Annotated in this window: 25 protein-coding genes; 17 read left to right on the forward strand and 8 right to left on the reverse strand. The window is 68.1% G+C overall.

What is annotated here, in order from left to right; all coding sequences use genetic code 11:
• Positions 1–4 precede the first annotated feature (4 nt).
• Positions 5–316 carry a helix-turn-helix transcriptional regulator gene (locus AL072_RS32140; protein WP_045585485.1) on the reverse strand — a complete coding sequence of 104 codons (312 nt, stop codon included), beginning with the start codon at positions 314–316 and terminating at the stop codon, positions 5–7.
• Complete coding sequence (locus tag AL072_RS32145) at positions 303–1688, reverse strand: type II toxin-antitoxin system HipA family toxin (protein ID WP_045585486.1); 1386 nt, start codon at positions 1686–1688, stop codon at positions 303–305. The genes AL072_RS32140 and AL072_RS32145 overlap by 14 nt, the downstream gene beginning before the upstream one ends.
• A 241-nt stretch (positions 1689–1929) precedes the next feature.
• On the opposite strand from AL072_RS32145, the gene AL072_RS32150 reads away from it, so the two are divergent.
• Both AL072_RS32150 and AL072_RS32155 read left to right on the forward strand, forming a co-directional pair.
• Positions 1930–2694 (forward strand): SDR family NAD(P)-dependent oxidoreductase, encoded by a 765-nt coding sequence (locus tag AL072_RS32150; RefSeq protein WP_045585487.1) that lies wholly within the window; start codon positions 1930–1932, stop codon positions 2692–2694.
• An 8-nt stretch (positions 2695–2702) separates the two neighbouring features.
• On the forward strand, positions 2703–3344 hold the full coding sequence (locus tag AL072_RS32155) for a Rieske 2Fe-2S domain-containing protein (RefSeq protein WP_052710415.1): 642 nt from the start codon (positions 2703–2705) through the stop codon (positions 3342–3344).
• Positions 3345–3440: 96 nt separating this feature from the next.
• On the opposite strand, the gene AL072_RS32160 is transcribed toward AL072_RS32155, so the two are convergent.
• The gene (locus AL072_RS32160; RefSeq protein WP_045585488.1) at positions 3441–4556 is read right to left on the reverse strand and encodes an RNA-guided endonuclease InsQ/TnpB family protein; all 1116 of its coding nucleotides are present in this window, start codon (positions 4554–4556) and stop codon (positions 3441–3443) included.
• A gap of 107 nt (positions 4557–4663) precedes the next feature.
• On the opposite strand from AL072_RS32160, the gene AL072_RS32165 reads away from it, so the two are divergent.
• From AL072_RS32165 to AL072_RS32190, 6 genes are all read left to right on the forward strand, one after another.
• Entirely contained in the window at positions 4664–5653 is a 990-nt protein-coding gene (locus tag AL072_RS32165; protein WP_045585489.1) for an RHO alpha subunit C-terminal catalytic domain-containing protein, read from the forward strand.
• Complete coding sequence (locus tag AL072_RS32170; protein WP_045585490.1) at positions 5650–6213, forward strand: GNAT family N-acetyltransferase; 564 nt, start codon at positions 5650–5652, stop codon at positions 6211–6213. Before AL072_RS32165 ends, AL072_RS32170 begins: the two co-directional genes overlap by 4 nt.
• 113 nt (positions 6214–6326) lie before the next feature.
• Positions 6327–6572 (forward strand): FitA-like ribbon-helix-helix domain-containing protein, encoded by a 246-nt coding sequence (locus tag AL072_RS32175; RefSeq protein WP_045585491.1) that lies wholly within the window; start codon positions 6327–6329, stop codon positions 6570–6572.
• Positions 6572–6991, forward strand: coding sequence for a type II toxin-antitoxin system VapC family toxin (locus AL072_RS32180; protein ID WP_045585492.1), 420 nt, complete (start codon positions 6572–6574; stop codon positions 6989–6991). Before AL072_RS32175 ends, AL072_RS32180 begins: the two co-directional genes overlap by 1 nt.
• Before the next feature lie 108 nt (positions 6992–7099).
• Positions 7100–7549 carry an antitoxin Xre/MbcA/ParS toxin-binding domain-containing protein gene (locus AL072_RS32185; protein ID WP_052710416.1) on the forward strand — a complete coding sequence of 150 codons (450 nt, stop codon included), beginning with the start codon at positions 7100–7102 and terminating at the stop codon, positions 7547–7549.
• Entirely contained in the window at positions 7546–8019 is a 474-nt protein-coding gene (locus tag AL072_RS32190; RefSeq protein WP_045585493.1) for an RES family NAD+ phosphorylase, read from the forward strand. Before AL072_RS32185 ends, AL072_RS32190 begins: the two co-directional genes overlap by 4 nt.
• A 5-nt stretch (positions 8020–8024) precedes the next feature.
• Here the strand turns inward: AL072_RS32190 and AL072_RS32195 are convergent, their stop codons facing one another.
• The 4 genes from AL072_RS32195 to AL072_RS32210 all read right to left on the reverse strand — a co-directional run bounded on the left by AL072_RS32195 (position 8025) and on the right by AL072_RS32210 (position 13804).
• Entirely contained in the window at positions 8025–9134 is a 1110-nt protein-coding gene (locus AL072_RS32195) for an aromatic ring-hydroxylating oxygenase subunit alpha (RefSeq protein ID WP_245637090.1), read from the reverse strand.
• Positions 9135–9215: 81 nt separating this feature from the next.
• A complete protein-coding gene (locus AL072_RS32200; RefSeq protein ID WP_245637091.1) occupies positions 9216–10358 on the reverse strand; it encodes a sialidase family protein in 1143 nt (380 codons plus the stop codon).
• Between the two features lie 136 nt (positions 10359–10494).
• Positions 10495–11457: a glycosyltransferase family A protein gene (locus AL072_RS32205; RefSeq protein ID WP_045585495.1), complete on the reverse strand. Its 963-nt coding sequence runs from the start codon at positions 11455–11457 to the stop codon at positions 10495–10497.
• 13 nt (positions 11458–11470) lie between these two features.
• Positions 11471–13804, reverse strand: a complete 2334-nt coding sequence (locus AL072_RS32210) for a glycosyltransferase (protein ID WP_045585496.1) — start codon at positions 13802–13804, stop codon at positions 11471–11473.
• 333 nt (positions 13805–14137) lie between these two features.
• Here AL072_RS32210 and AL072_RS32215 point away from each other — a divergent pair, with 333 nt between their 5' ends.
• The 5 genes from AL072_RS32215 to AL072_RS32235 all read left to right on the forward strand — a co-directional run bounded on the left by AL072_RS32215 (position 14138) and on the right by AL072_RS32235 (position 17878).
• On the forward strand, positions 14138–14773 hold the full coding sequence (locus AL072_RS32215) for an NUDIX hydrolase (protein ID WP_045585497.1): 636 nt from the start codon (positions 14138–14140) through the stop codon (positions 14771–14773).
• A gap of 11 nt (positions 14774–14784) precedes the next feature.
• The gene (locus AL072_RS32220; RefSeq protein ID WP_045585498.1) at positions 14785–15081 is read left to right on the forward strand and encodes a hypothetical protein; all 297 of its coding nucleotides are present in this window, start codon (positions 14785–14787) and stop codon (positions 15079–15081) included.
• 163 nt (positions 15082–15244) lie between these two features.
• A complete protein-coding gene (locus AL072_RS32225; RefSeq protein ID WP_045585499.1) occupies positions 15245–17170 on the forward strand; it encodes a PhoX family protein in 1926 nt (641 codons plus the stop codon).
• Positions 17171–17408: 238 nt separating this feature from the next.
• Positions 17409–17630, forward strand: coding sequence for a hypothetical protein (locus AL072_RS32230; protein WP_045585500.1), 222 nt, complete (start codon positions 17409–17411; stop codon positions 17628–17630).
• A gap of 38 nt (positions 17631–17668) precedes the next feature.
• Positions 17669–17878 (forward strand): hypothetical protein, encoded by a 210-nt coding sequence (locus AL072_RS32235; RefSeq protein WP_045585501.1) that lies wholly within the window; start codon positions 17669–17671, stop codon positions 17876–17878.
• A 12-nt stretch (positions 17879–17890) separates the two neighbouring features.
• On the opposite strand, the gene AL072_RS32240 is transcribed toward AL072_RS32235, so the two are convergent.
• Entirely contained in the window at positions 17891–18829 is a 939-nt protein-coding gene (locus AL072_RS32240) for a M10 family metallopeptidase C-terminal domain-containing protein (RefSeq protein WP_045585502.1), read from the reverse strand.
• Positions 18830–19055: 226 nt separating this feature from the next.
• On the opposite strand from AL072_RS32240, the gene AL072_RS32245 reads away from it, so the two are divergent.
• The 4 genes from AL072_RS32245 to AL072_RS32260 are packed head-to-tail and all read left to right on the forward strand — an operon-like array spanning position 19056 to position 21917.
• Entirely contained in the window at positions 19056–19457 is a 402-nt protein-coding gene (locus AL072_RS32245; RefSeq protein ID WP_045585503.1) for a hypothetical protein, read from the forward strand.
• 2 nt (positions 19458–19459) lie between these two features.
• Positions 19460–19810 (forward strand): hypothetical protein, encoded by a 351-nt coding sequence (locus AL072_RS32250; protein ID WP_045585504.1) that lies wholly within the window; start codon positions 19460–19462, stop codon positions 19808–19810.
• A 29-nt stretch (positions 19811–19839) separates the two neighbouring features.
• Complete coding sequence (locus AL072_RS32255; protein ID WP_158511121.1) at positions 19840–20775, forward strand: LysM peptidoglycan-binding domain-containing protein; 936 nt, start codon at positions 19840–19842, stop codon at positions 20773–20775.
• Between the two features lie 32 nt (positions 20776–20807).
• A complete protein-coding gene (locus AL072_RS32260) occupies positions 20808–21917 on the forward strand; it encodes a hypothetical protein (protein ID WP_045585505.1) in 1110 nt (369 codons plus the stop codon).
• Positions 21918–21937 lie beyond the last annotated feature (20 nt).

The following is a 21937-nucleotide window of genomic DNA, read 5'->3' on the forward strand; positions in this document are numbered from 1 at the left end:
GCCGTCACCGCTCCGGCTCCTTTGCGGCAGGCTCCGAAACGGCAGGCTCCGGGATCAGGCCGACGGTCAGCCCGAAGGGCAGGGCCAGCCGCTCCAACGTCGCCACCGTCGGGTTGGCGGCACCGGTCTCCAGTTGCGAGACCTGCCGGGTGGTGAGGCCGAAGCTTCGCCCGAACTCCGCCTGGGTCATGCCGAAGCAGCGGCGCATGGCGCGCACCCCCTCGGCCCAGACTAGTTCGCCCCCCTCCGCCATCCGCAGCAGGGCATGGCGCGCCTCGAGCAGCGCTTCGCGGCTGGGTGGCTTACGGCGCGGCATCGCCGTCCTCGAGTCCGGTATCGCTGGAAGGCAGGGATGCGAGCGCGGCGGCAAGCTCGCCGCAGGCGGCAAAGGCGCGGGCGATCGCCGGTTCCGGCACCCCGTGGGCGCGCGCCGCCTCCGGCAGGGCGGCCACCGCATCGGCCTTCGCCGACAGCGCCCCGGCCAGCCGCCGGCCCAGCCCGTCGTCCTTGGTGACGGCGGCGACGGCTTCGCAAATCCGCTCGAACCTGATGGGGAAGCCGCCGCCACGCAAGCATTCCCAGCGGGTCGACGGCGCGATGACCCCCGGATCCAGCACCATCGGCGCAAAGTCGAATCGCGGGGTCAGGCCGATCCAGCCGTCGGGGCGCTTCTGCAGGGCGGTGTTGCGGCCATGGTTGTCGGTGTCGCCCATCGCCCGGTTCAGCAGGTCGCGCAGCACATACTCGACGATCTCCCCGGCCGGCTCGGTGCAGACGGCGTGGAGCACGGCGATGTAGGCCTCATGCGTCGTCTGGTGGCCGAAGGCGGCGACGCCGGCCGCGGACACCAGGCTTTCCTGGCCCAACCGCGTCACGCCCTCCGCCGACACACCGTTCGCCGATACGGTGCGGTCGAAGCGGGGGATCGCCAGCGTGTCGCCGCGGTGGATAAGCGGACGTCCGACCCGCAGGCCGAAACCGCGGGCGATCTCCAGATAGGGCGCCTCGCAGGCCAGGATCAGGCGATCCTCCGGCCCCTTCGCCCGCGACATCTTGACGATGATGTGGTCGCGGGCCTCGTCATCCCCGACCAGGGAATCGGGATACCACAGCCCGTCGTCCTTGCAGGTCAGCAGCAGCTTCGGCCATGCGCCCTGGACGCCGCTCGACCCCGAAGCGATCAGGGCGAAGCGACCGGCCATGTCCTGGAAGGCGGGGGAGCGGTCGAAGACCTCGTCCAGCGTCACACCGGGCACCGCTTCACCGCTCAGACGCTCCCGCTCGGCCTCATACGCCTGTTTGACGCGGATATTGCCGATGGGGCTCCCCGCCCCGCGCAGCAGAAGTGGGAAGGCGAAGCTCCCGTCATCGGGACCGAACCCCATCTCCTCCGCCAGACGGCGGCGGGCATGGCCCTGGGGCAGCAGGTCGAGCAGGAAGGGCGGCCAATGGTCCCGGCAATGCGCCGCCATATCGACCCGGTCGCGCACCGACACCGCCCGCCAGTCGGTCACCGGACACCCGGCGGCAAACTCCGCATTGCCGAAGGCGATGAAATAGAAAGGGTCGTACTCGAGCCGGGTGGGCGAGCGGATCCCGGCCCGGGTATCGGCGACCGCCAGATCGGCGGCATCGTGCCAGGCACCGTGATGATGGATCTGAACGATCAGGCTTGCACCGTCGCCCATGGCAGCTTGCCTCAGAGAAGCATTCCACTTCAATGGAGCGTTTATACAGGTTTTCTCGAATAAAGCACCAATGAAATGGTATGTTTTATCGAAGGATCGACATCGACGACGCCGTTTCCGCCGATTGAGATGCGGGCGGACGCCCCGCACCAAAAGGCCGCAGCCCTGGACGCGCTGATGTCGGCCGGCCATCGTGCTATGGTCCACGTCCCGATACGCCACCAACCAGGACCCTCCCGCCATGACAGCCGCCTACAATCCCATGGACCTGACCGGACGCCGCATCCTGGTGACCGGGGCGTCGGCCGGGATCGGCCGGGCGACGGCGGTGGTGCTGGCGAAGCTCGGTGCAAGGCTGGTGCTGAACGGCCGCGACGAGGAACGGCTGGCCGAAACAGCAGATCGCCTGGAGGGCGAGGACCACGCCATCGCCCCCTTCGACCTGTCGGATCTGGAAGCTGTGCCGGGCTGGGTGAAGGGGCTGTGCGCCGACGATAAGCCCTTCGACGGCATCGCGCATTGCGCCGGCATCCAGACGCTGCGGCCGATCCGCATCTTCTCCGCCGCCTTCTTCGACGAGGTGATGCGGGCCAATCTGGGCAGCGCGCTCGCGCTCGCCCGCGGACTGCGGCAGAAGGGCTGCCATGCCGACCGGGCGGCCATCGCGCTGATCTCCTCCACCGCCGCCACGGCGGCCTCGCCGGGCAACGTCGTCTATGCCGCCAGCAAGGGCGGCATCATCGCCGCCACCAAGGGGCTGGCGGTGGAGCTGCTGAGCGACGGCATCCGCGTCAACTGCGTGGTCCCCTCCATCGTCGAGACCGAGCTGATCGAGCGCGGCAAGCAGAAGCTGACCGCCGAACAGTACGAGCATCTGCGCACGCTGCAGCCGCTGGGCTTCGGCCATCCCGACGACATCGCCCACATGATCGCCTATCTGCTCGCCGACACCAGCCGCTGGATGACCGGATCCATCGTCACGGTGGACGGCGGCCGCACCGCCTGAGGTCTGCGATGCAGAACGGCTCGCCCGAAACCCGCCCCGAAACCCGCTGGTTCCATCTCTGCATGGAGGATGATCTCGCCAGCCCCAACGCCTTCGTCACCACGCGGGTGGGGGCGGTGCCGCTGGTGGCGCAGAACATCAAGGGACGGGTGGTCGCCTTCCGCAACGTCTGCACCCACCGCTTCGCCGTGATCCATGGCGAGCCGTCGGGCTGCGGCCCGTTGCGCTGCCCCTATCACGGCTGGAGCTTCGACGCCGACGGCGTGCCGGTGGGTCTGCCCTTCAACCCGACCGACTTCCAGCTGGAGACCGAGGGGCGCCGGCGGCTGGCCCTGCACCCGGCCTCGCTGGCCCGCTGCGGCCGGCTGGTCTTCGTCCGGGTGGCCTCCGACGGTCCGTCGCTGGAGGAGGAGCTGGGTGCGTCCCTCTTCGCCCGGCTGGCCGCCCTGTCCGACGCCTTCCCCCGGCGCGGCGACGCGCTGGAACCGGCCGAGGATTGGGAGAGGGTCGAGGCGGCCAACCTGCGCCTCCATCTGGCGCCAGACGGCATGCTGGTTATGCACAGTGCCGCCCCGCCCGGCGCCGGCGAGCGCTTCTCCCGCACCGTCACCCTTTATCCCGCCACAGCCGACGCGGAGCTGCCGGCTTGACATCCTCCCCACGGCCAAAGCCGGAAGATTCCTGAACTTCGCAGTACAGGTTCCTGTTTCACAGCGGACTGCTCAGAATGCCGAAGCACTCCAAGACTAACACCCGCTCCGCAGGCAGACACCGCCAGTCCCGGCGGCCAAGATATTGCGCGCTGCGTTGAGGTCACGATCATGGAAGCTCCCGCAATCTGGGCACCTCCATCTACGATCATCCAGCGTCAGCACATGTCCTGTGGCACCGCATTCGCTGCAATTCTTGGTGGAGGGGTAAAAGCGATCAATCTTGACCACTTTCCGCCCATACCACACCGCCTTGTAGGCGAGCATGCGGCTGAACTCACTCCAGCCCGCATCGGCAATGGACCGGCTATGGAGCTTTGCCCGCAGCATGCCGTTCACCGACAAGGTCTCGACGCAAACCGTTTGGTTTTCACGGATCAGTCGAGTGCTGAGTTGATGCAGGAAATCGCTCCGCGCATGACGCACGGAGGCATGGGCGCGGGCCACCTTCAGCTTGGCCTTTGCCCGGTTCTGCGATCCTATTTCCTTCTTCGACAGCCGACGCTGAAGGCGGGCAAGCCGCTTCTGGCGCTTGGCGAGGTGGCACGGATTGGCGATCTCTTCGCCCGTGGACAGGGTGGCGAAGTCCTTCAGCCCGAGGTCGATGCCGACGTCGCCGCCGCCGGACAGCGTCTCGACAGTGGCGACGACGCGGCAGGAAACATACCAGCGCCCGTCCGCTTCGCGCGTCACCGTCACCGTGGTCGGTTCGCTGGGGAGGTCACGCGACCACACCACATCCAGCGGCTCAGCCATTTTAGCGAGCTTCAACCGGCCATCACGGTAGGTGAAGCCCGACTTGGTGAACTCCGCCGACTGCGGCCCGTCCTTGCGGCGGAATTTCGGATAGCGCGCCCGCCGCTGGAAAAAGTTGCGATAAGCCACGTCAAGGTGGCGAAGCGCCTGCTGAAGCGGGACGCTCGACACTTCGTTCAGCCACACGAACTCGGGCTGCTTCTTCAACGCCGTCAGCATGGCGTTCGTCTGGGTGAAGCCGCACCGCTCCTTGCGCTCCGTCCACGCCGCCTCCCGCAGAGCACGGGCACGATTGTAGACCACACGCACGCATCCGAACGTCCGATTCAGCAGGTTTTCCTGCTCGGGCGTCGGATAGATGCGGAACCGATAGGCAGCCTCGACGGGCTTCAGCATTCCTGTCATGTAGAAGGGCTTATGACAATGTTCAAGTTTTGTTCTGATGGCATGGAACGGCTATTTCGCCTCATCCCCAAAGGCAGGGGTTTCTCCCGGAGGTTTGGATGACGGCCCCCCACGTCCACGCTGTCATCCCCGAGGACGGCGCCTTCCTGCCGCACAGCCATTTCTGGACCGAAGAGGCCTTCGCCCAGGAGCGTGAGCGGGTCTTCGGCCGCTGCTGGCTCTATATGGGCGTGTTCGACGACACCAACCTCCTGACCGCCGAAATGGCCGGGCTGCGCTTCGAACTGCAGCGCAGGGGAGAGGCTATGGAGGGCGTCTGCCGCGACGGAGAGCGGGTGCGGCCGCTGCAGATCGACCGCTGCGGCGCCCTGGTCTTCGCCCGCATGGCGCAAGAGGGCGGGCCGACCCTGGCCCGGCATCTGGCGCCCTACGGCGAGCGGCTGGCGATGATGTCGGCCAACTTCCTGAACCCGGAAGCCCCGGTCGGCATCCCGTTCCAGGCCAACTGGAAGGCGCTGGTCGAGAACACGATGGACGATTTTCACGGCTCGACCGTCCATCCCGACACCATCCACCCCGCGGTCCATCCCGACTGGCAGACCCACCTCGTCACCGAGCGCCACGGCGCCAACAGCGATTCCCGCTGGCTGCTGGCCGACGGCACCGCCGGCTGGTGGGCGAAGCTGGACGCCAAGCTGCGCATGCGCCGCTTCGCCGACGAGCCTTTCTACCGCCACACCTTCATCTTCCCGAATTTCTATCTGGCGACCTTCTACGGCGCCACGGTGATCCCGCACCGGGTCGACCCGGTCGCCCCCGACGCCGCGGTCCTGCGGTGGCAGCTGTTCCTGCCCACCACCCGGCTGGAGACGGCGCGCGAGCAGGCCTTCCACCGCTCCACCGCCACCTACCTGATCCAATCCGCCGGCACCGTGATCGCCGAGGACCGACCGGTCTGCGAGGCGGTCCAGCAGGGCCGGCCCGGCATAGCCGATCTTCCCCACATCACCGGCATCTATGGCCGACGCGAGCGCCGCATTCTCGACTTCCATCAGGCGATGCTGCGGCAGCTGGGGGAAATAGCGTGAGCGGCACGCTGACCTTCATCGAGCCGACGGAGGAGCATGCCCAGCTCCTGCTCGACTGGCGCACCCGGCCCGACATCGCCGGCCAGATGCTGACCAGCGTGGCCTACGACGTGGAGCGGCAGAAGGCGTGGCTGCGCCGCTGTGCGGAGCGCGACGATTATGTCCACCGCATCCTCTGCGTCGACGGCGTGCCGGCCGGCCATGTCTCCATCACCGTGACCGAGCCCGTCTGGAAGATCGCCACCATTGGCGTGCTGATGGGCGAGCGGGCGGGACGGATGGGGGCGGCCCCGCTGAACTTCGCCTACATGCTGAATCATGTCTTTTTCACCATGGGGCTGCGCAAGGTGGTGAACCACATCCTGGGCACCAACAGCCCCCGCCTGCTGAAAGGCCAGCCGATGATCGGCTATCGCCCGGTCGGCGTGCTGAAGCGCCAGGTGGTGAAGGACGGGCAGGAGATCGACCTGCACATCTTCGAGATGCTGGCCGAGGACTGGCTGAAGGTGCGCGGCCGGTTCGGGGTCTACCAGGACATGGACGGGCGGGAGTGGATGTAGGGGTGGGAGCCTCACCGGCTTCCAATCCCGACGCATGGAGACCAGACCGCTGTCATTGAAATCGATGCAATCATTGTCTAACCTTCTCCTCCCGACATGCTCAGGAGCGACCGATGGCCAGCATCACGATCCGGAACCTGGAGGATCCGTTGAAAGCCCGACTGCGCATCCGTGCCGCCCATCACGGCCGCTCGATGGAGGATGAAGTCCGCCACATTCTGCGCGCGGCACTCACGGAAGAGAACCAACCGGTGACGGATCTTGGGGTGGCCATCCACCAGCGGTTTGCACGACTCGGCGGCGTCGAGGTGGCGGAGGTGAGGCGCGAAGCCCTACGGCCACCGCCGAGCTTCGACTGATGATCGTCCTCGACACGAACGTGCTCTCGGAACTGATGCGCCCAACCCCGTCCGAAGCCGTACTCCGCTGGTTCGCCGGGCACTCCGCCGCCACCCTGTTCACGACGACGATCACCCAGGCGGAAATCCTGTACGGCCTCGCCCTGCTGCCGGAGGGGCGGCGTCGCAGCGATCTTCTGATGGCAGCGGAGCAAATGTTTGCCGAAGACCTCGACGGCCGGGTGCTGCCCTTCGACAGCATGGCGGCAAAAGCCTTCGCGCCCATCGCGGCGGGACGACGGCAACAGGGCCGGCCGACCGGTGCCTTCGATGCGCAGATCGCCGCCATCGCCGCATCCCGTGGCGCTGCCTTAGCAACCAGGAACGTGGCTGATTTCCTGGATTGCGGGATTCCGATCGTCAACCCGTGGGAGAGTTGAGGCTGCCGTCCTGAAAGGAGCCGACCAGACGAGGCCAATAGGATGACTTGATAGCTTTTGCGCAAGATGCCAGATTGATGGTGACAATTTGCGCAAGGAAGGTTGGACATGGAGAATCCCGTTTCGCCTGCGGCTCTGGCCGAGCGCCAACGGGTGCTCGCCGCCACCCTCCTGGGGTTGGACCACCCGCCTGCCGACGATCTCGATGTGCTGCGGATGGTGCGGCGCCGGCTGTCCCCCCAGGCCGTCGGCGCCTTGCAGGCGGCCGGGCTCGATGCCCGCACCCTGGGGCGGATCATCCCCCGGCGCACGCTGGAACACCGCCGGCAGAAGGGGGAGGCGCTGTCGCTGGAAGAGAGCGAGCGCGCCTACCGCGCCGCCAGCATCGTCGCCCTGGCCGAGGCGGTGTTCGGCAACCGCGACAAGGCGCTGTCCTGGCTCCATGCCCCCCGCAGCCGCTTCGACGGTGAGGCGGCCATCGCCCTGATCGATACCGACATCGGCGCCCGTCTGGTGGAAGAGGCTCTGATCCAGATCGACGAGGGCTATTTCGCGTGAGGCTCTGGCGGATCAGCAACCATGCCGATCTGCAGGGTGTGGGGGGCTTGCGCGCCGGCGCCCGCTGGCACACTCGGGGGCGCCCCATCGTCTATCTCGCCGAATCGCCGCCCGGCGCCCTGATCGAGATCCTGGTCCATCAGGAGATCGCCTCTCCCGCCGCCCTGCCGGACCGCTACCGCCTGCTGACCGTCGCGGCGGAGGACGGGTTGGTTCCCCTGGATGCGCCGCCGCTTCCCCCCGACTGGGCAGAGCGGACGGAGGCGACGCGCGCCGTCGGCGATGCGTGGCTGGCGAACGGCCGGTCGGCCCTGCTGCGGGTGCCGAGCGCCATCATGCCCGACGTGCACAATGTCCTGCTCAACCCGCTGCACCCGGATGCGGGGAAACTGCGGATCGCCGATGTGCAGGAGGTTCCCTTCGACCCGCGGCTGTTCAAGACCGTCCCGCCGGCCGCGACGCAGCCGTAACGGCTCTACACCCCCACCATCCCCCGCCACACCGCGTGGAACTGCTGGATGCGCTCCTCGTTCAGGCCGAGCAGGGCAGGGCGCTCCGTCTGGCGACAGCCCCGGAAGGCCAGCTCGGATGCCTCCTGATCCTCGCGCAGCAGGGCGACGTTGAGATCCCGCGCACCCTCCTCGATCAGCCGGCGGGCGGCAGGACCGCCCTTGCCGGAGTCGCCTTCCGGATCGGCCAGGAACAGGCGGAGGTTCAACGCGCAGCGGTCGGGACCGAGCGGGTCGTAGGTCTGGACACTCATCACCGCGCCGCGGGTGAAGCCGATCTCCAGGTTGGGGAAGATGTGCAGGTGGTCGTACTCGCGCAATACCGTGCTGGGGCGGAAGCCCAACCGCTCCGACACGCCATCCCACCAGCGGGCGCTTTTGTCCGACACCGCCGTGACGCCGCGGGAATGGGCGCCGTCATAGTCGCAGCGCCAGTCGCCCTTTACCAGCTTGCGGAAGGTCGTGGGGTGGGTGAGGTCGGCGTGGTAGACCTCCAGCACGCTCTCCACCCCCATCTTCCAGTTGGCGGCCCACTCCATCGCCTGCTCGTCGAAGGGGCGGACGAAGATTTTCGAGGCATGGCGCAGCACGTCGCCATAGACGCCCAGCCAGTCGTCGAGAGCCGGCCCCTCCGCCGCCACCCGCAGGAAGACGAAGCGCCCGCACACCCCCACCGCCACCGGCGTCAGGGCATGGCCGCAGCGGCCTTCCCGATCGAGACCGAAATTCGCCTCGTTGCCGGGAATGCCATAGGGCACGCCGTCGCGGTCGAAGGTCCAGCCGTGATAGCCACAGCGCAGCATGCCATTGCCGCGCGGCGTGCGGTGGATCAGGGCGAAGCGGTGGGTGCAGACATTGCGGAAGCCCCGCAACTCCCCGTCGAAATTCTGCACCAGCACGTCCAGCCCGCCGATCCGCCGGGTCAGGTAGTCGTTGGGCCGGGCAAGCTCGTCGGTGAAGCCGGCGAAGACCCAGGAACGGCGGAAGATCCGCTCCTCCTCCGCCCGGAAGATCTCCGGGTCGTGGTAGGCGGCGGGGGGAATGCCGGGGGCGGCTTTCACCGGAGCGAAGGGCAAGGTCTTTTCCATGGTCGCGAAGGGTAGCCCGCGCCCCGCCGCCCGGTCCAGGGGACAGCGGGTCGCAGGATGCACCTGCCGTCAGGGCCGGAACAGCGTCGCCTCGATCCCGCGCAGGCCCATGGCGTCGCAGATGTAATAGGCGACCATGGCGCGGCCGTCCGGCAGCGGCGCCGCCCAGGGATAGCCAAGATCCGGCGCCGGCCCATCGTCGCGCAGCACCAGTTCCGGCACCTCGTCCGGCTGCTGACGGCGCGGGTCGTAGAGGCGGGCGCGCACGCCGTAGGGCGCATGGCGGTAACCGCCGACCAGCAGCAGGCGGCCGTCCGGCAGCGGGCAGGCGTCATAGGGATGGCCGACCAGCGCATGGCGCCGCCACGGCTCCCAGCTGTGGCCGAGGTCGGTCGAGCGCGAGGTCGCCAGATGGTCGTCCAGCCCGGTGGTGCGGTGGAAGGCGTGCAGCACCCCGTCGGCGTCCAGATGCAGCGCCGTCTCGCAGAAGCCGGCCTTGGCGTCGGAATCGATGGCGACGATCGCCCGGTGCACCCAGCTCTCCCCCCGGTCGGTGGAGGCGAAGAGATGGCTGGCATAGGTGCCGGTGGAGGGATGATGGGTGTAGCCGGTCTGCAGGATGGTGCCGTCCGGCGCCTCCACCGCCCGGCCGCGCACCGCACCGCCATGGAAGGGGCGCCGGCCCGGCACGAGGTCGGGATGGCCGGGCAGGGGGGGCAGATCGCGGTGTGGAGTCCAGTTGTGACCGCCATCGTCGCTGTGCCGGCTGTAGCCACCCCAGAACAGGTAGAGGTCGCCGGTCTTCTGCGGGCTGCCCGCCAGCCCGAAGCCCAGCGCGCGCAACGCCTCTCCCTCCGCCGCCGGCACCGGATACCAGCGGAAGCCGGTCAGCAGGATGCGGCCGTCGCGAAGGGTGAGCAGGCTGGCGTCCTGGTCGGCCGCCTGCGGGTCGGGGGGCAGGGCGACGGCCTCCCCCAGCACCTCCGCATCGAGGCCGAACCGCAGCAGAACGGTCTGGGAGCGGGAATCGAGATGGTCGACATGGTTGAAGCCGGCCTCCCCCGCCCGGTATTCCGCCCCGCGCAGCCAGCGATGGTCCCGCGCCCGCCGGAAGGCGAGCAGCACCGAACCGTCCGGCACCGGGGTCAGCGACGGGAAGGAGGCGTAGAAACGCGGATCGCGATACAGCACGCGATGTTCGATACCGGTCATGGCCATCGGCTTTCCCCTGCCTCCCTGCTTCCTGAACGGACCGCCCATCCTCGAGGACAACAGCCCGCACGACGACGACGTGCCCCGGCAGCATAACGGGATGGAGAAACGGATGCGTCCTGAAAGCCCGGCCGCCTCAGTTCATCGCCAGGGCCGAGGCGTAGCCGAGCTGGTAATACAGCCGGATCATCGCCCGCAGATTCTCCCCTTCCAGTGTCTCGACATCGACGTCGGCCAGCTTGGCCAGATTGACGTTGAAGTCCCAGCGCTGCTCCGCCACCCCATAGCGCCGTTGCGTCAGGCGGTTGGAAACCCCCTGGTAGAACATCCGCCGCATCAGCCATCGTCGCGTCAGCCGATCGGGGTGGATCAGGTGGGACACTGTCGCAGACGGCACGTAATAGGTGGCTGCTCCCTCGCTGCGCATCTCCATGAAGATGATGCCTTCGTTCGTCAGCAGCCCGTCGCCCTTGCGGCCGAGATCGGTCGGAAAGGAACGGCCGGCCATCAGCCGCTTGCGGAAGGCGCAGTTTCCCTCGCCGAACCATTCCGTCTCACGCAGGAAGCGGGCTTCGCTGTCCCACCCCCAGCGACACGAGAAGAAATGCATCATGTCGTCTGCCAGCCAGTCGGGCCTGGGCAGGGCGCCGAAATCCGGTTCAACTTCGCCGGCCACGATGTCGACGGCATCGCCCAGCCGCTGGAACGGCTCCAGCAGCCGCTCCAGCCACCCGTCGCCGGCCCGCTCGTCGTCGTCGATGAAGGCGATCAGCGCTCCCGCCGCTTCGGCCACGCCACGGTTGCGGGCGAAACTGACACCCGGCCGGGCCTCCAGGACATGGCGCAGGGGCACGCCCCGCAGGGCGAAGGCGGCCTGCCGGCTCTCGACGACCGGCCGTCCTTCCGCCAGGGCGGAATTGTCGATCACCAGGATCTCGTGAACCAGACCGGGAGAGCCGCCGCCAGCCCACGGCCCCATCCGCTGCCCGATCAGGCTGTCGAGGCAGGCGCCGAGCAGTTCGGGCCGCCGATGGGTGCAGATGACGATGCTGGCCGTGATCTCCGGACCGCCGGGAGTCGGGGAGTGGGGTGTCGACATGATGCTTCGCCCGTCAGTGATCGGCATGGACAACGCGCAGACCCGGCAGGCCCCAGGCGCTGACGCCCATGTCGCCCGCCATCGCCGCCAGCCCTTCCGTCTCGATGTAACCGCGATGGCTGTAGGGCGGGAAACACAGGCCCTCCCGGTGCAGATCCGCACGGACCAGCAGGGCGGTGCCGCCGACCCCGTGCAGCGGCACGGCTTCCTCGCCGGGGAAGTCGTCCAGATAGCGGCGTCCGGCGCCGCGCGGCGGCTGGAAGATGCCGTCGACCAGATGGCGCGGGTCCTCCTCCCTCGCCACCGGCCCATCCAGGCGGAAACTGTTGAGGTCGAAGGTCCGCCCGTCGGGCAGGACGCAATGGGAGACGACGATGTCGCGCCCGGCGGCGAGCAGCCGGGCCAGCAGGTCGCGCGGGTAATCGACCAGATCGGCGTCGAGCCACAGCACCCAGTCCTCGTCCCCAAGCGCCCCGGACAGCAGCCGGTTGCGCACGCGCGCCAGCACCTCCCGCCGCCGCCGCTGGATCGCCGGCGCCCAGCGCGGGCCGTCCGGCCGGAAGCCGTGATCGTGGCGCAGCAGGGTCACCCGGCGATAACGCTGCCGCAGCTCCGGCAGCCATCCGGCCAGCCAGTCATGGGTTCCGTCGCGGCTGTCCCCTTCCAGAAATCCGAGCGACAGGCGGGACGGATCATGGTCGAGCCGGCCGAGCAGCTCCAGGTAGCGCGGCAGATGGGCGACGGCATCCTTCACCGGAGTCAGCACCAGCACGCTCTCCTGCCGCGCCGCGGCGGCGGGAACGGGGGAGGGGGAAACAACGACCCGGCGGTATGGCTCCACCGGCAGGCGCTTGCCCATCTCCTCCAGCAGGGCCCGGCAGCGCCCGCCGTCGAAACGGGCGGCGGCGGCCTGCCAGTGGGCTTCGAAATGGGGGGCGGTGAAGGTGTTGCCACCATGGACGACATAGATGTAGAGCCGCGGCAGGTCCATGCGGACGACCCGGGCGCTGCGGCGCAGTTGCTCGACCACCGGCGTGTCCTCGCCGTGGCGAAGGGCCGGGTAGCGGGGCATCGCCGCCTTCTCGCACAGGAGCGAGCCCTCCCAGTCCCGTTCGCAGGACACCGCCAGCCGGTTTTCCACCGGCCACCAGATCATCCAGCGGCCGAGCAGGCAGGCCTGGGAGGCGGTGGCGGCCAGCACCCGCTGCTGCATCTCCAGCCGGCAGGGATCGTAGAGGTCGTCGTCGTCCCACTGGCAGACATAGCGTCCGTCCGCCCGGTCGACGGCGATGTTGCGCAGATCGCCCAGCGTCAGGCCGCCGGTCTCCACCCGGATCAGGCGGATGTTCGGACAGGCGGCGTCGTGGATGGCGCGCTCCAGCGGGTCGTCCTGCGGCAACGCCGGGCTGTCGCAGACGACGACCAACTCGCGGTTGGGATAGGTCTGGCGCGCGAAGCCCTCGATGGCGAAGCGGAGCAGGCCGCTCCGCCCCCTGGTGACCATCAGGCAGGAGATCAGCGGCGGCCCCTCCGCCGCCACGGAAGAAGGGGCCACGGTCGGGCGGTCCCCTTCCGACCGGCCGTCGGTCACCACCGCCGCGATCTGCCGGGGCAGTTCGGCGCCCGGCCCGGCGCCGCGTTCCGCAGCGCCGCGGAACCATGTCCCCTCCCAGCGATGGACGGCATAGGCTTCGCGCGTCGCCTGCTCCCAGAAGACCGGATCGAACAGACGACCACTCCAGCAATCGTCCTTGGTGACGGGATAGAGCCGCTCCGGCGCCAGCACCGTCACCCGGCCTTCCCCCTCATAGGTGGCATGGGCGCGGGTAAGCAGAAAGGGACCGGTGGCATCCAGCACGTCCGGGCAGTGCCGCGCCTCGACCAGCCGGGACAGCAGATGATCCCAGAAGGGATGGCCGGGAACGGAGGCGAGGAAGGACGGGCAGAGTATCCGCGGCAATCCGCGCTCCGCCGCCTTCGCCAGCCGGCCATGCTCCTCCGGCTCCTGCCCGACAAGGAAGCTCCGGCTCTCCAGCAGCCCATCGACAGGGCGCAGACATTCCAGATCGAGGTCGGCATAGACCCCGCCGAAGCGGCGGAGGATCAGATAGCGCGCCAGATCGATGCGTGCGATGGGGTCGGCATAGCCCTGGAAGACCGGCAGCAATGCCGGATGCTCCTCCGCCACGAAGCGCCCGATGTCCTCGTCGGTCCAGAACCGGTAGGCGAAACCGGGATTGCGCCCGGTCCAGCTGCGCTGTAGGGCCAGGAATTCCGGCGGGACATCGCGGGTCTTCCAGGTCTGATGGATCAGGCGCGGAATGGGGGAGCTGACTTCGGTCTGCATGGAGCTTGATGGAACTGGAAAGCGAACCGATAAGCATTTTGCCGAAGCAGCTCAATGAAAATGGATGATTGGTAAAAACTGGTCACATCTTGTTTCATTTCACACACGCCTCAGAAGCGTTTTTGAAAAATGTTCTCGCATTTGGTGTGTCGATACCCGGCAGGGATGAAATACCCTGTCCAATGCCGGGAAATGTACATTCCTACCTTGCGTCTGCAGCCCTTTATCCCTGCCCATGAGGAAGACTGGACGAAGACGGACGGCTACTGGTAGGCCTCTCCCCGACGATCACCCCGCCGCCGAACGCGGTCCCGTCACAGAACAGGTCCTCCCATGCCCGGACACCGCCCCTACCGCCTTCACCGCCCCTGGACCGTACTGGGCAGCCGCGAGTTGCTCGACGCCGATCCCTTCCTGAAGGTGCGGGTGGAAACGGTCGAGCTACCGGACGGGCGGCGGATCGACGATTATTACCAGTTCGACCAGCCCTCCTTCGCCTGCATCTTCGCCGAGACCGCGGACGGGCGGATCGTCACCTACCGCCAATACCGCCACGGCCCGCGCAAGGTCGGCCTGGTCTTCCCCGGCGGCCACCTGTCGCCCGGCGAGGAGCCGCTGGCCGCAGCCAAGCGGGAACTGATGGAGGAGACGGGGATGGAGGCGGACGGCTGGACCGATCTCGGCGCCTACATCGTCAACGCCAACCAGGGCGGAGCCTGGTCGCACATGTTCCACGCCACCGGTTGCCGCAGCGTCGCCGATCCGGTGGCCGCCGCGATCTCCGACGATCTGGAGGACACCGAGATCCTGTTCCTGACGAGACAGGAGTTGCTGGAGGCCATCGGCCGGGGCGAGATGCACCTGCTGACCCAGATCGCCCTGGTCAGCATGATCTGGCAGGCCGACATCGCGCGGGTGCTGTCCCGCCCCCACACCCCGGACACGGCCTCTCCGCACACCACCATCTGAGGACAAGCCCGATGGCCCGTTTCGCCCCTTTCCCCACGATGGCCGCCCTGATGGCCGCCTTCATCCTGCCGGCTGCCGCTCCCCCGGCCGCCGCCGAGCCGATGAAGGGGCGCTACGAACTGCGCTGCCAGGACCCGCAGACCCGGCAATGGACCGTCGCCGGACAGGTGACCGATCCGGAGATCGCCGACCGCTCCGGCACCGGCGGCAAGGCCGGCGGGCGCGAGGTGCGTGGCACCGGGGCCGACGGCAAGCCGGTGGTCCTGCCCATGCCGTCCGACCGCACCTGCATGCTCAGCGCGCGCTGATCGGAGAGAAGCGTCCCTCTCGGACGGGGACCGACCGTCAAACCGTAACATCCCCGCGGTAGCCTCCCGGCGCTCGCCAATAACAAGGCCGCGTCGCCCGGAACACCCGGGCATGCGGCCACGCCAGCCGCATGCCCTGTTGAGGGTTCGGGAGAGACCAGTCATGACCAACCTGTCCGCCAATCTTCCTGAAACGTCGCGCCGCTCCGTGCTCCGCGCGCTCGCCGGCCTGCCCCTGCTGCCGGTCGCCGGCATCGGCGCGGGCGAGCTGCTGTTCGCCTCGGGCGCCGAGGCGGCATCCGCCAAGGGTGCGCCGGTCGCCGTCGAGTTCGTCGGCATGGCCGCCCCGACCACCGCCGCGGCGCAGGCGAAGACCGTGGTCGAGTCCAGCATGGTCGTGACCTGGGCCGACGGCTCCAAGCAGAGCTTCGCGCTGGGTTACCAGCCGCTGTTCATCACCGGCGACATGGTGCCGGACGGCAAGGGCGGCACGACGCTTGCCGGCGGCTATTACGACATCGCCGGCAAGCCGATCCTCGACGGGTCGATGGCGACGCCGGCGCCCTTCTTCTCCGACTGCCCGGACGGCTGCAACCTGCTGAACCCGATGCCGGCCACCGTGCCGGGCGTCACCGGCAACACCCTGTTCGCCGTCGTCCAGTTCGAATATGCGACCCGCGATTCCAAGGATGCCTCGATGTACGGCAAGCTGCCGTCGCCGATCGCCGTCCTGACGCTGGACCAGAACAAGGAGACGGGCGCCCTGAAGCTGGTGAAGTACCACACCGTCGACACCAGCCCGGCGCACGGCCTGTGGATCACCTGCGGCGCCAGCCTGTCGCCCTGGAACACCCACCTGTCGAGCGAGGAATACGAGCCGGACGCCACCGCGATCGACGACCAGTTCCGCGCCTTCAGCCAGAACCTGTACGGCGCTCCGGACAAGGCCAACCCCTATCACTACGGCCATATGCCGGAAGTGACGGTGAACCCGGACGGCACCGGCCGCATCACCAAGCATTATTGCATGGGCCGCATCTCGCACGAGCTGGTGCAGGTGATGCCCGACGACCGCACCGTGCTGATGGGTGACGACGCCACCAACGGCGGCCTGTTCATGTTCATCGCCGATCACGCGAAGGATCTGTCGGCCGGCACCCTCTACGCCGCGAAGATGGAGCAGGAGCCCGGCAAGGATCTCGACAAGGGCGGCTCCTTCGCGCTCAAGTGGGTCAAGCTGGGCCATGCCACCAGCGCCGAGGTCGAGAAGCTGGCCGACAGCCTGAAAGCCGCCGACATCGTCGAGGTGAAGAAGGAAGACCCGAAGGATCCGTCCTTCACCGCCATCGGCTTCAACGGCAAGACCCAGTGGGTCAAGTTCAAGCCGGGCATGGAGAAGGCCGCCGCCTTCCTGGAAACCCACCGCTACGCCCCCGTCGCCGGCGCCACGCTCGCGCTGTCGAAGCTGGAAGGCGTCACCGTCAACATCAAGGACAAGACCGCCTACATGGCGGTGGCCTACATGTACAAGTCGATGAGCGACGGCAAGAGCGGCATCAAGGTTGACACCATCAACGCCGGCGCCGTCTACCAGCTGCCGATGAAGGGCGGGCAGGTCGACTTGGGCGGCGCCACCATCGCCAGCGACTGGGTGCCGGTGCATTTCAGCACCGTCCCGGCCCTGGTCGGCCGCGACCTCGCCACGCCGGACGCGCTCGGCAACACTGCCGACGCCGACCGGGTCGCCAATCCGGACAACCTGAAATTCTCCGAGAAGCTGCGCACGCTGTTCATCGGCGAGGACAGCGGCACCCACGTCAACAACTTCCTGTGGGCCTACAACGTCGACAGCAAGCAACTCGCCCGCATCCTGTCCTGCCCGGTGGGTGCGGAGTCGACCGGCCTGCAGGCGGCCGACGACCTCAACGGCTTCTCCTACATCATGAGCAACTTCCAGCACCCCGGCGACTGGGAGAAGGGCCTGCACGACAAGGTCAAGGACAGCGTCGCCGCCCTGATCGACGATGCCTACCGCAACCGCCGCAGCGGCGGCGTCGGCTACATCCACGGCCTGCCGCAGGCGGTGTAACCCTTCTACGGAATGGGTGATGAAGGACGCGGCCGGGAAACCGGCCGCATTTTTTCATGTCCTCATCGAAAGAAGTACTCCGACTGTCAAATCCTCCGAATTCGTTCTTCTTGGAAGTGGTAATCACCAATCGACATAGGACAAATCGGCGATCTTAACACCTCGTTAACTGGCAGAGTGGCTCAATAAGGCCATCAAAAACGGGCAAAACATCACCACGAATACAGGGATCACCGCCATGTCAAAGACCGATTATGCCGCAGAGATCTTCAATTCCTCCTCTCTGCACCTGGATATTGTCGATGAGTTCATCGCAATTGCCCAGTCAAAGCTGAACAGCGCCACCAGCGAATTCGCCCGCGACAGCCTGACCGACCTGCTGTCCGGCCTGACCGCGCAGCGCGAGACCTACCGCGCCGTGCTCGCGACCGTCCAGCCCATCACCGCGCTCGCCGCCTGATCCGACCCCGGCCCCCTCTTCCGCGAAAGACCAGCATCATGACCGCCCCCATCGCCAAGGATGTCCTCGCCTCCGCCACACTGCATCTGGAAGTGCTGGAGGAGTTCATCGGCGTCGTGCGCCGCAAGCTGACCGTCACCGACAATGCCTTCGCCCGCGACAGCCTGACCGACCTGCTGCTGAATCTCACCGAACAGCGCGACGGCTATCAGGCACTGACGACCCTTCCGGCAGCCATCGCGGTCTGAGGCCGGCAAGGCTCAGGCACTGGCCAGGATGAAGTCGGAACTGTGCAGCTGGCTCCCCGAATAGCCGGTCAGCGTCACCGTCCCGCTGCCAGTCCCGCCGGAGCCCGGATAATAGGTCAGGATGGTGGAGGTCCCCACGTCGCGGGCGGTCGCGAGCACGCTGTCGATGCTGCCGGACAGGCTCGGCAGCTGGATACGGTCGGTGCCCTGCTGAAAGTCCGTGATGGTGATGGCGGAGAAGGTGGTGGTGGTGCCGCCCCCCGCCCCCAGCACGAACAGGTCGGCCCCGGCCCCGCCCGTCAGGGTGTTCGAACCGTACCCGCCATACAGGGTGTCGCTGCCCTCACGCCCCAGAAGATTGTCCGCCCCGCCGGACGCAGGCCGCAGCGTGTCGTTGCCGGTGGTTCCGAACAGCAGCTTGCGAAGACTCATATTGTCGTACACCCAGCCCTGGCTGAAGGTCCGGTTCTCGGAATGGCCATATTGGACGTAATGGTCCCAGCCGGACATGAAGGTGCCGTTGCGCACGGCGGCGGCCACGTCGCTGTTGTTGGCCAGATAGTAATCCTCGGAGTAATTGATCCCGAGCGCCCTGTTGTCGGTCTGGCCGAAAGCGATGAAGTGATCGTAGACGCTCGTACCGCTCCTGGTGGAATCGCTATTGAACTGCTTGTACAATCCCAGATCGATGTAGGCGTTCGGGTTGCGGTTCTCGTACCGCCCATAGGTCAGGAAATGGGCTTCGGCATTCATGCCGGCGGCGGCGACATCCGGATAGGTGGCCAGATACCAGGTCGAATCGACCATGGTGCGAGGAGCGCCGATCCGCCCTTCGGAAACGCCATATTGCAGCCAATGCTGCCGGCCGCTGGAAAGCACTCCCGCCTGCACCGCAGCGGCGACATCCGGATAGCGGGCCAGATAGGCCTCTTCGGAAAAGACCAGGGACAAGGGAAACCCTCCTCACGTCTTCCTTATGGTTTGGAAAAGTATAGCAACCCTCCGGACCGGAACAAAATTATCTGCACCACGCAATTATGTGTCGATAAGACGCGGAAAGGCCGAGCCCAACCCGACCCGATGCCGGACCGTCCGGTCGGGCGAACGGTATGGACAGGCCCAGTTGCTTTTGTGAAGCTCCCGCTTGCCCGTTTCCACTCCGACCGGCCAAAGGGTTATGGAACCGCTTCCGTCCTCCACCGAAGGGCGCCTGCTCCTTGCAGCGTTTCTCGTCCTCCTGATCCTGATCGGCCTTTCCATCCTTGGGGAGCGCACGCTGCCGCTGTTCGGCGGCGACCGTGAGCTGGCGAAACGGGCCTACAAGACGCTGTATGTCGGGCTGGGCGGCGGCATGCTCAGCCTTGCGGTCCCGGCGCTGGTCACCGGCTTTGTGGACCGGCTGCGCGCCCTCTTCGCCCGGATCGACGCCAAGGGCGCCGTTGCCGACGCCATCCTGCGCGACCGGACGCTCGATCAGGCGCAGACCGCCGGCTTCACCCTGATGGCCCTGTTCGCGCTTGCCGCCATGGTCGCGGCGGCGCTGGTCTGGGCCGGCATCCTGTGGCCGGGCGAGCGCTGACGATGCTGCGCATCTCCGACCGACAGAAGGTCCAGCTCCAGGCCGCCCGTGCGGCGGCCTTCCATGCCCGCCTGCGCCGCATGGTGGCGGCGGCGATGGCCGAGGCGGCGCCGGACATCCCGGCCGCCGAGGTCGCCGTCCGGATCGACGCGGCGCTTGCCCGGGCACCGGCCCACGGCATGGAGACCGAGCGCCAGATCACCCGCTACACCCACATCCTGGCGGCCTTCCCGGCGGATCATGCCCACCGGGAGGAATTCGCCTGGCTGAGCCTCCTGCTGGAGGGGCCGGGCGATGCCGACACGCGGCTCGACCAGATCACCGCCGCCCTGACGGCGAAGGCAGCACCATGACCGGACAGCCTGCTATCGGACATCCTGCCGTGCATACCGTCCAGCGCGGCGAGACGCTGTCCGCCATCGCCCGGCGCAACGGCACCACCGTGGCCGAGCTGCAGCGGCTGAACGGCCTCTCCAATCCGAACATGATCGCGTCGGGCCAGCGGCTGGTCGTGGCTCCGCCCCCGGCCCCGCCGCCGGCACCGGCCACCGCACAGGCCGGGCAGGCCGCGGCCAGGACGACCGCCCCCGCGCCGCCGGGCGCGCCGGTCGCTCCCTGCCCGAAGAAACCGGCCTTCCTGAAGCGGGCGGGCGGCGACGACAATGTCAGCGTCCTCTACGCCATGGCCGACGGCGAGGCGAAGCGGCAGGGCCTGCTGGGTCAGGCCAAGGGTGAGGTCGGCGTCGGCATGGTGAAGATGGAGCATGCCGGCCATCTGGGAAATCCCTATGTCGGCGGCTCGCACAAGATGGAGAACCTGACCGCCGAGGCGAAGGCCGCCGGCGGCATCGTCCATGGCGCCGGCGGCACCGCCTCGGCCAAGGCGGTGATGGTCTCGGAAGAGGCGACGCTGTTCGCCGGCACCGACCAGAACAACCCCTGGGCCGAGGCGGGCGGCGAATATTCGCTGATGCAGGCCGAGGCCAAGGCCGACGGGCTGATCGGCTCCGACGGGCGGCGGGCCGGCATCGCGCTGGGCGCCAAGGCCGGTGCGGCGGCGGCGTCGGGCGACCTGAAGGGCGAGATCAACATCCCGATCCCCTTCACCGACTACACCCTCAGCCTGCGCGGCAAGGGCGGCGCGTCGGCCGGATCGGTCGGGGCCGGTGCGGCGGCCTATGCCTTCAAGGATCTGGAGACCGGCCGCTACCATATGGGGGCGGGGGGCGAGGCCGCCGCCTTCCTGGGGTTGAAGGCCGATCTGGATCTCAGCATCGGCCCCCGCTACACCGGCCGGGAGCGGAGCGCCGGGCCCTGAGCCCGGTGGGACTTGTGACGGGAGAACAGACCATGGACCCCAGACTGCCGACCTTGCTGACGGCACCGGTGTCGCCGCGCCCGGTGATCGAAGCCACCTATCTGGACGTCCTGGTCCGCGACGGCCTGCCGGCGGGAACCGGCTTCTCCATCGCGCTGCCCAGGGGCTGGGCGGTGGAGCGGACCAGCCCGCCCGTCGCCCCCGGCCCGGACGCGCCTATCGTCCCGCTGGCCCGCTTCCACCCCGGCGAACCCGGCGCACCGGGGGCCGGAGAGGGGGCCGGGGATGGGATCGAGCTGGTGGTCTGGGCCGCCTTCCTGCCGCGCGAGATCCATGGCGCGGATTGGCTGCGCGCCTGGATGCGCTCGCAGGACTACCGCGAGCTGGATTTCCGCCAGGCCCCTTCGCCGACCGGCATGATGGGCGACGCGCTCGCCGTCGGCCGCCATGACGGGGTCCTGCGCCTGCACCGGCTGCTGACGGTGAAGGACGGCGACCTCCTGTTCCTGATCGACGGCCGCATGCCGCAGGGCGGACGCACCGACCATCGCGCCATGCAGGAGATCGTCCTGCTCGCCGCGATGCGCTTCCGGCTGGCGGAGCCGACCGGCCAGACCTTCGCCGAGGGCTTCGAGTGGACCGAGCTGAATGGAGCGGACAGCGTGCGTTTCCTGGCCTCCGGCCTGTGGCGGGTGACGCCGGGCGGCGACGCCCCGCAGGACGGTGCCTCGCTGGTGCTGGACCATGTCGGACCGGACGGCGCTGCGGGCCGCGGCAGCCTGATCGCGGTGCTGGGCGCCGCCGAAGCCGCCGGGGAAGCAGCAGCCGCATCGGCCGCGGAGATCGAGCGCACCACGCTTGCCAAGCTGGCCAACCAGGGCTTCACCCTGTCCCCCGAAGCGATGCTGGTCGCCGAGGAGCGGACCGCGGAGCGCGCCATCGCCGTCCACCGCCGCAAGGCCGGCCGCGCCGGCACCCCGATGACCGTTCTGTCGGCCCGCATCGTCCTGGGCGAAGCTTCACGTGCCCTGCCGGTCTGCCTGATCCTGCTCTCCCCCAACGGGGATGCCGGCGTCCCTGCCTTCGAGGCCTGGGCGATCAACCGGCGGGCCTTCGAGATCGCCCTGTCGACGCTGCGCTGAAGCGGCCGGCCCCGGGCTTG

The sequence above is a fragment of the Azospirillum thiophilum genome, from assembly GCF_001305595.1.
GTDB lineage: Bacteria > Pseudomonadota > Alphaproteobacteria > Azospirillales > Azospirillaceae > Azospirillum > Azospirillum thiophilum.

What these genes read in the sequence shown, in the direction of transcription:
- AL072_RS32200 (WP_245637091.1), bottom strand. Translation starts at nt 10,358, where the DNA reads ATGACCGGTATCGAACATCGCGTGCTGTATCGCGATCCGCGTTTCTAC.
- AL072_RS32150 (WP_045585487.1), top strand. Translation starts at nt 1,930, where the DNA reads ATGACAGCCGCCTACAATCCCATGGACCTGACCGGACGCCGCATCCTG.
- AL072_RS32205 (WP_045585495.1), bottom strand. Translation starts at nt 11,457, where the DNA reads ATGTCGACACCCCACTCCCCGACTCCCGGCGGTCCGGAGATCACGGCC.
- AL072_RS32185 (WP_052710416.1), top strand. Translation starts at nt 7,100, where the DNA reads ATGGAGAATCCCGTTTCGCCTGCGGCTCTGGCCGAGCGCCAACGGGTG.
- AL072_RS32245 (WP_045585503.1), top strand. Translation starts at nt 19,056, where the DNA reads ATGGAACCGCTTCCGTCCTCCACCGAAGGGCGCCTGCTCCTTGCAGCG.
- AL072_RS32160 (WP_045585488.1), bottom strand. Translation starts at nt 4,556, where the DNA reads ATGCTGAAGCCCGTCGAGGCTGCCTATCGGTTCCGCATCTATCCGACG.
- AL072_RS32250 (WP_045585504.1), top strand. Translation starts at nt 19,460, where the DNA reads ATGCTGCGCATCTCCGACCGACAGAAGGTCCAGCTCCAGGCCGCCCGT.
- AL072_RS32215 (WP_045585497.1), top strand. Translation starts at nt 14,138, where the DNA reads ATGCCCGGACACCGCCCCTACCGCCTTCACCGCCCCTGGACCGTACTG.
- AL072_RS32230 (WP_045585500.1), top strand. Translation starts at nt 17,409, where the DNA reads ATGTCAAAGACCGATTATGCCGCAGAGATCTTCAATTCCTCCTCTCTG.
- AL072_RS32180 (WP_045585492.1), top strand. Translation starts at nt 6,572, where the DNA reads ATGATCGTCCTCGACACGAACGTGCTCTCGGAACTGATGCGCCCAACC.
- AL072_RS32220 (WP_045585498.1), top strand. Translation starts at nt 14,785, where the DNA reads ATGGCCCGTTTCGCCCCTTTCCCCACGATGGCCGCCCTGATGGCCGCC.
- AL072_RS32140 (WP_045585485.1), bottom strand. Translation starts at nt 316, where the DNA reads ATGCCGCGCCGTAAGCCACCCAGCCGCGAAGCGCTGCTCGAGGCGCGC.
- AL072_RS32235 (WP_045585501.1), top strand. Translation starts at nt 17,669, where the DNA reads ATGACCGCCCCCATCGCCAAGGATGTCCTCGCCTCCGCCACACTGCAT.
- AL072_RS32155 (WP_052710415.1), top strand. Translation starts at nt 2,703, where the DNA reads ATGCAGAACGGCTCGCCCGAAACCCGCCCCGAAACCCGCTGGTTCCAT.
- AL072_RS32260 (WP_045585505.1), top strand. Translation starts at nt 20,808, where the DNA reads ATGGACCCCAGACTGCCGACCTTGCTGACGGCACCGGTGTCGCCGCGC.
- AL072_RS32165 (WP_045585489.1), top strand. Translation starts at nt 4,664, where the DNA reads ATGACGGCCCCCCACGTCCACGCTGTCATCCCCGAGGACGGCGCCTTC.
- AL072_RS32210 (WP_045585496.1), bottom strand. Translation starts at nt 13,804, where the DNA reads ATGCAGACCGAAGTCAGCTCCCCCATTCCGCGCCTGATCCATCAGACC.
- AL072_RS32175 (WP_045585491.1), top strand. Translation starts at nt 6,327, where the DNA reads ATGGCCAGCATCACGATCCGGAACCTGGAGGATCCGTTGAAAGCCCGA.
- AL072_RS32225 (WP_045585499.1), top strand. Translation starts at nt 15,245, where the DNA reads ATGACCAACCTGTCCGCCAATCTTCCTGAAACGTCGCGCCGCTCCGTG.
- AL072_RS32145 (WP_045585486.1), bottom strand. Translation starts at nt 1,688, where the DNA reads ATGGGCGACGGTGCAAGCCTGATCGTTCAGATCCATCATCACGGTGCC.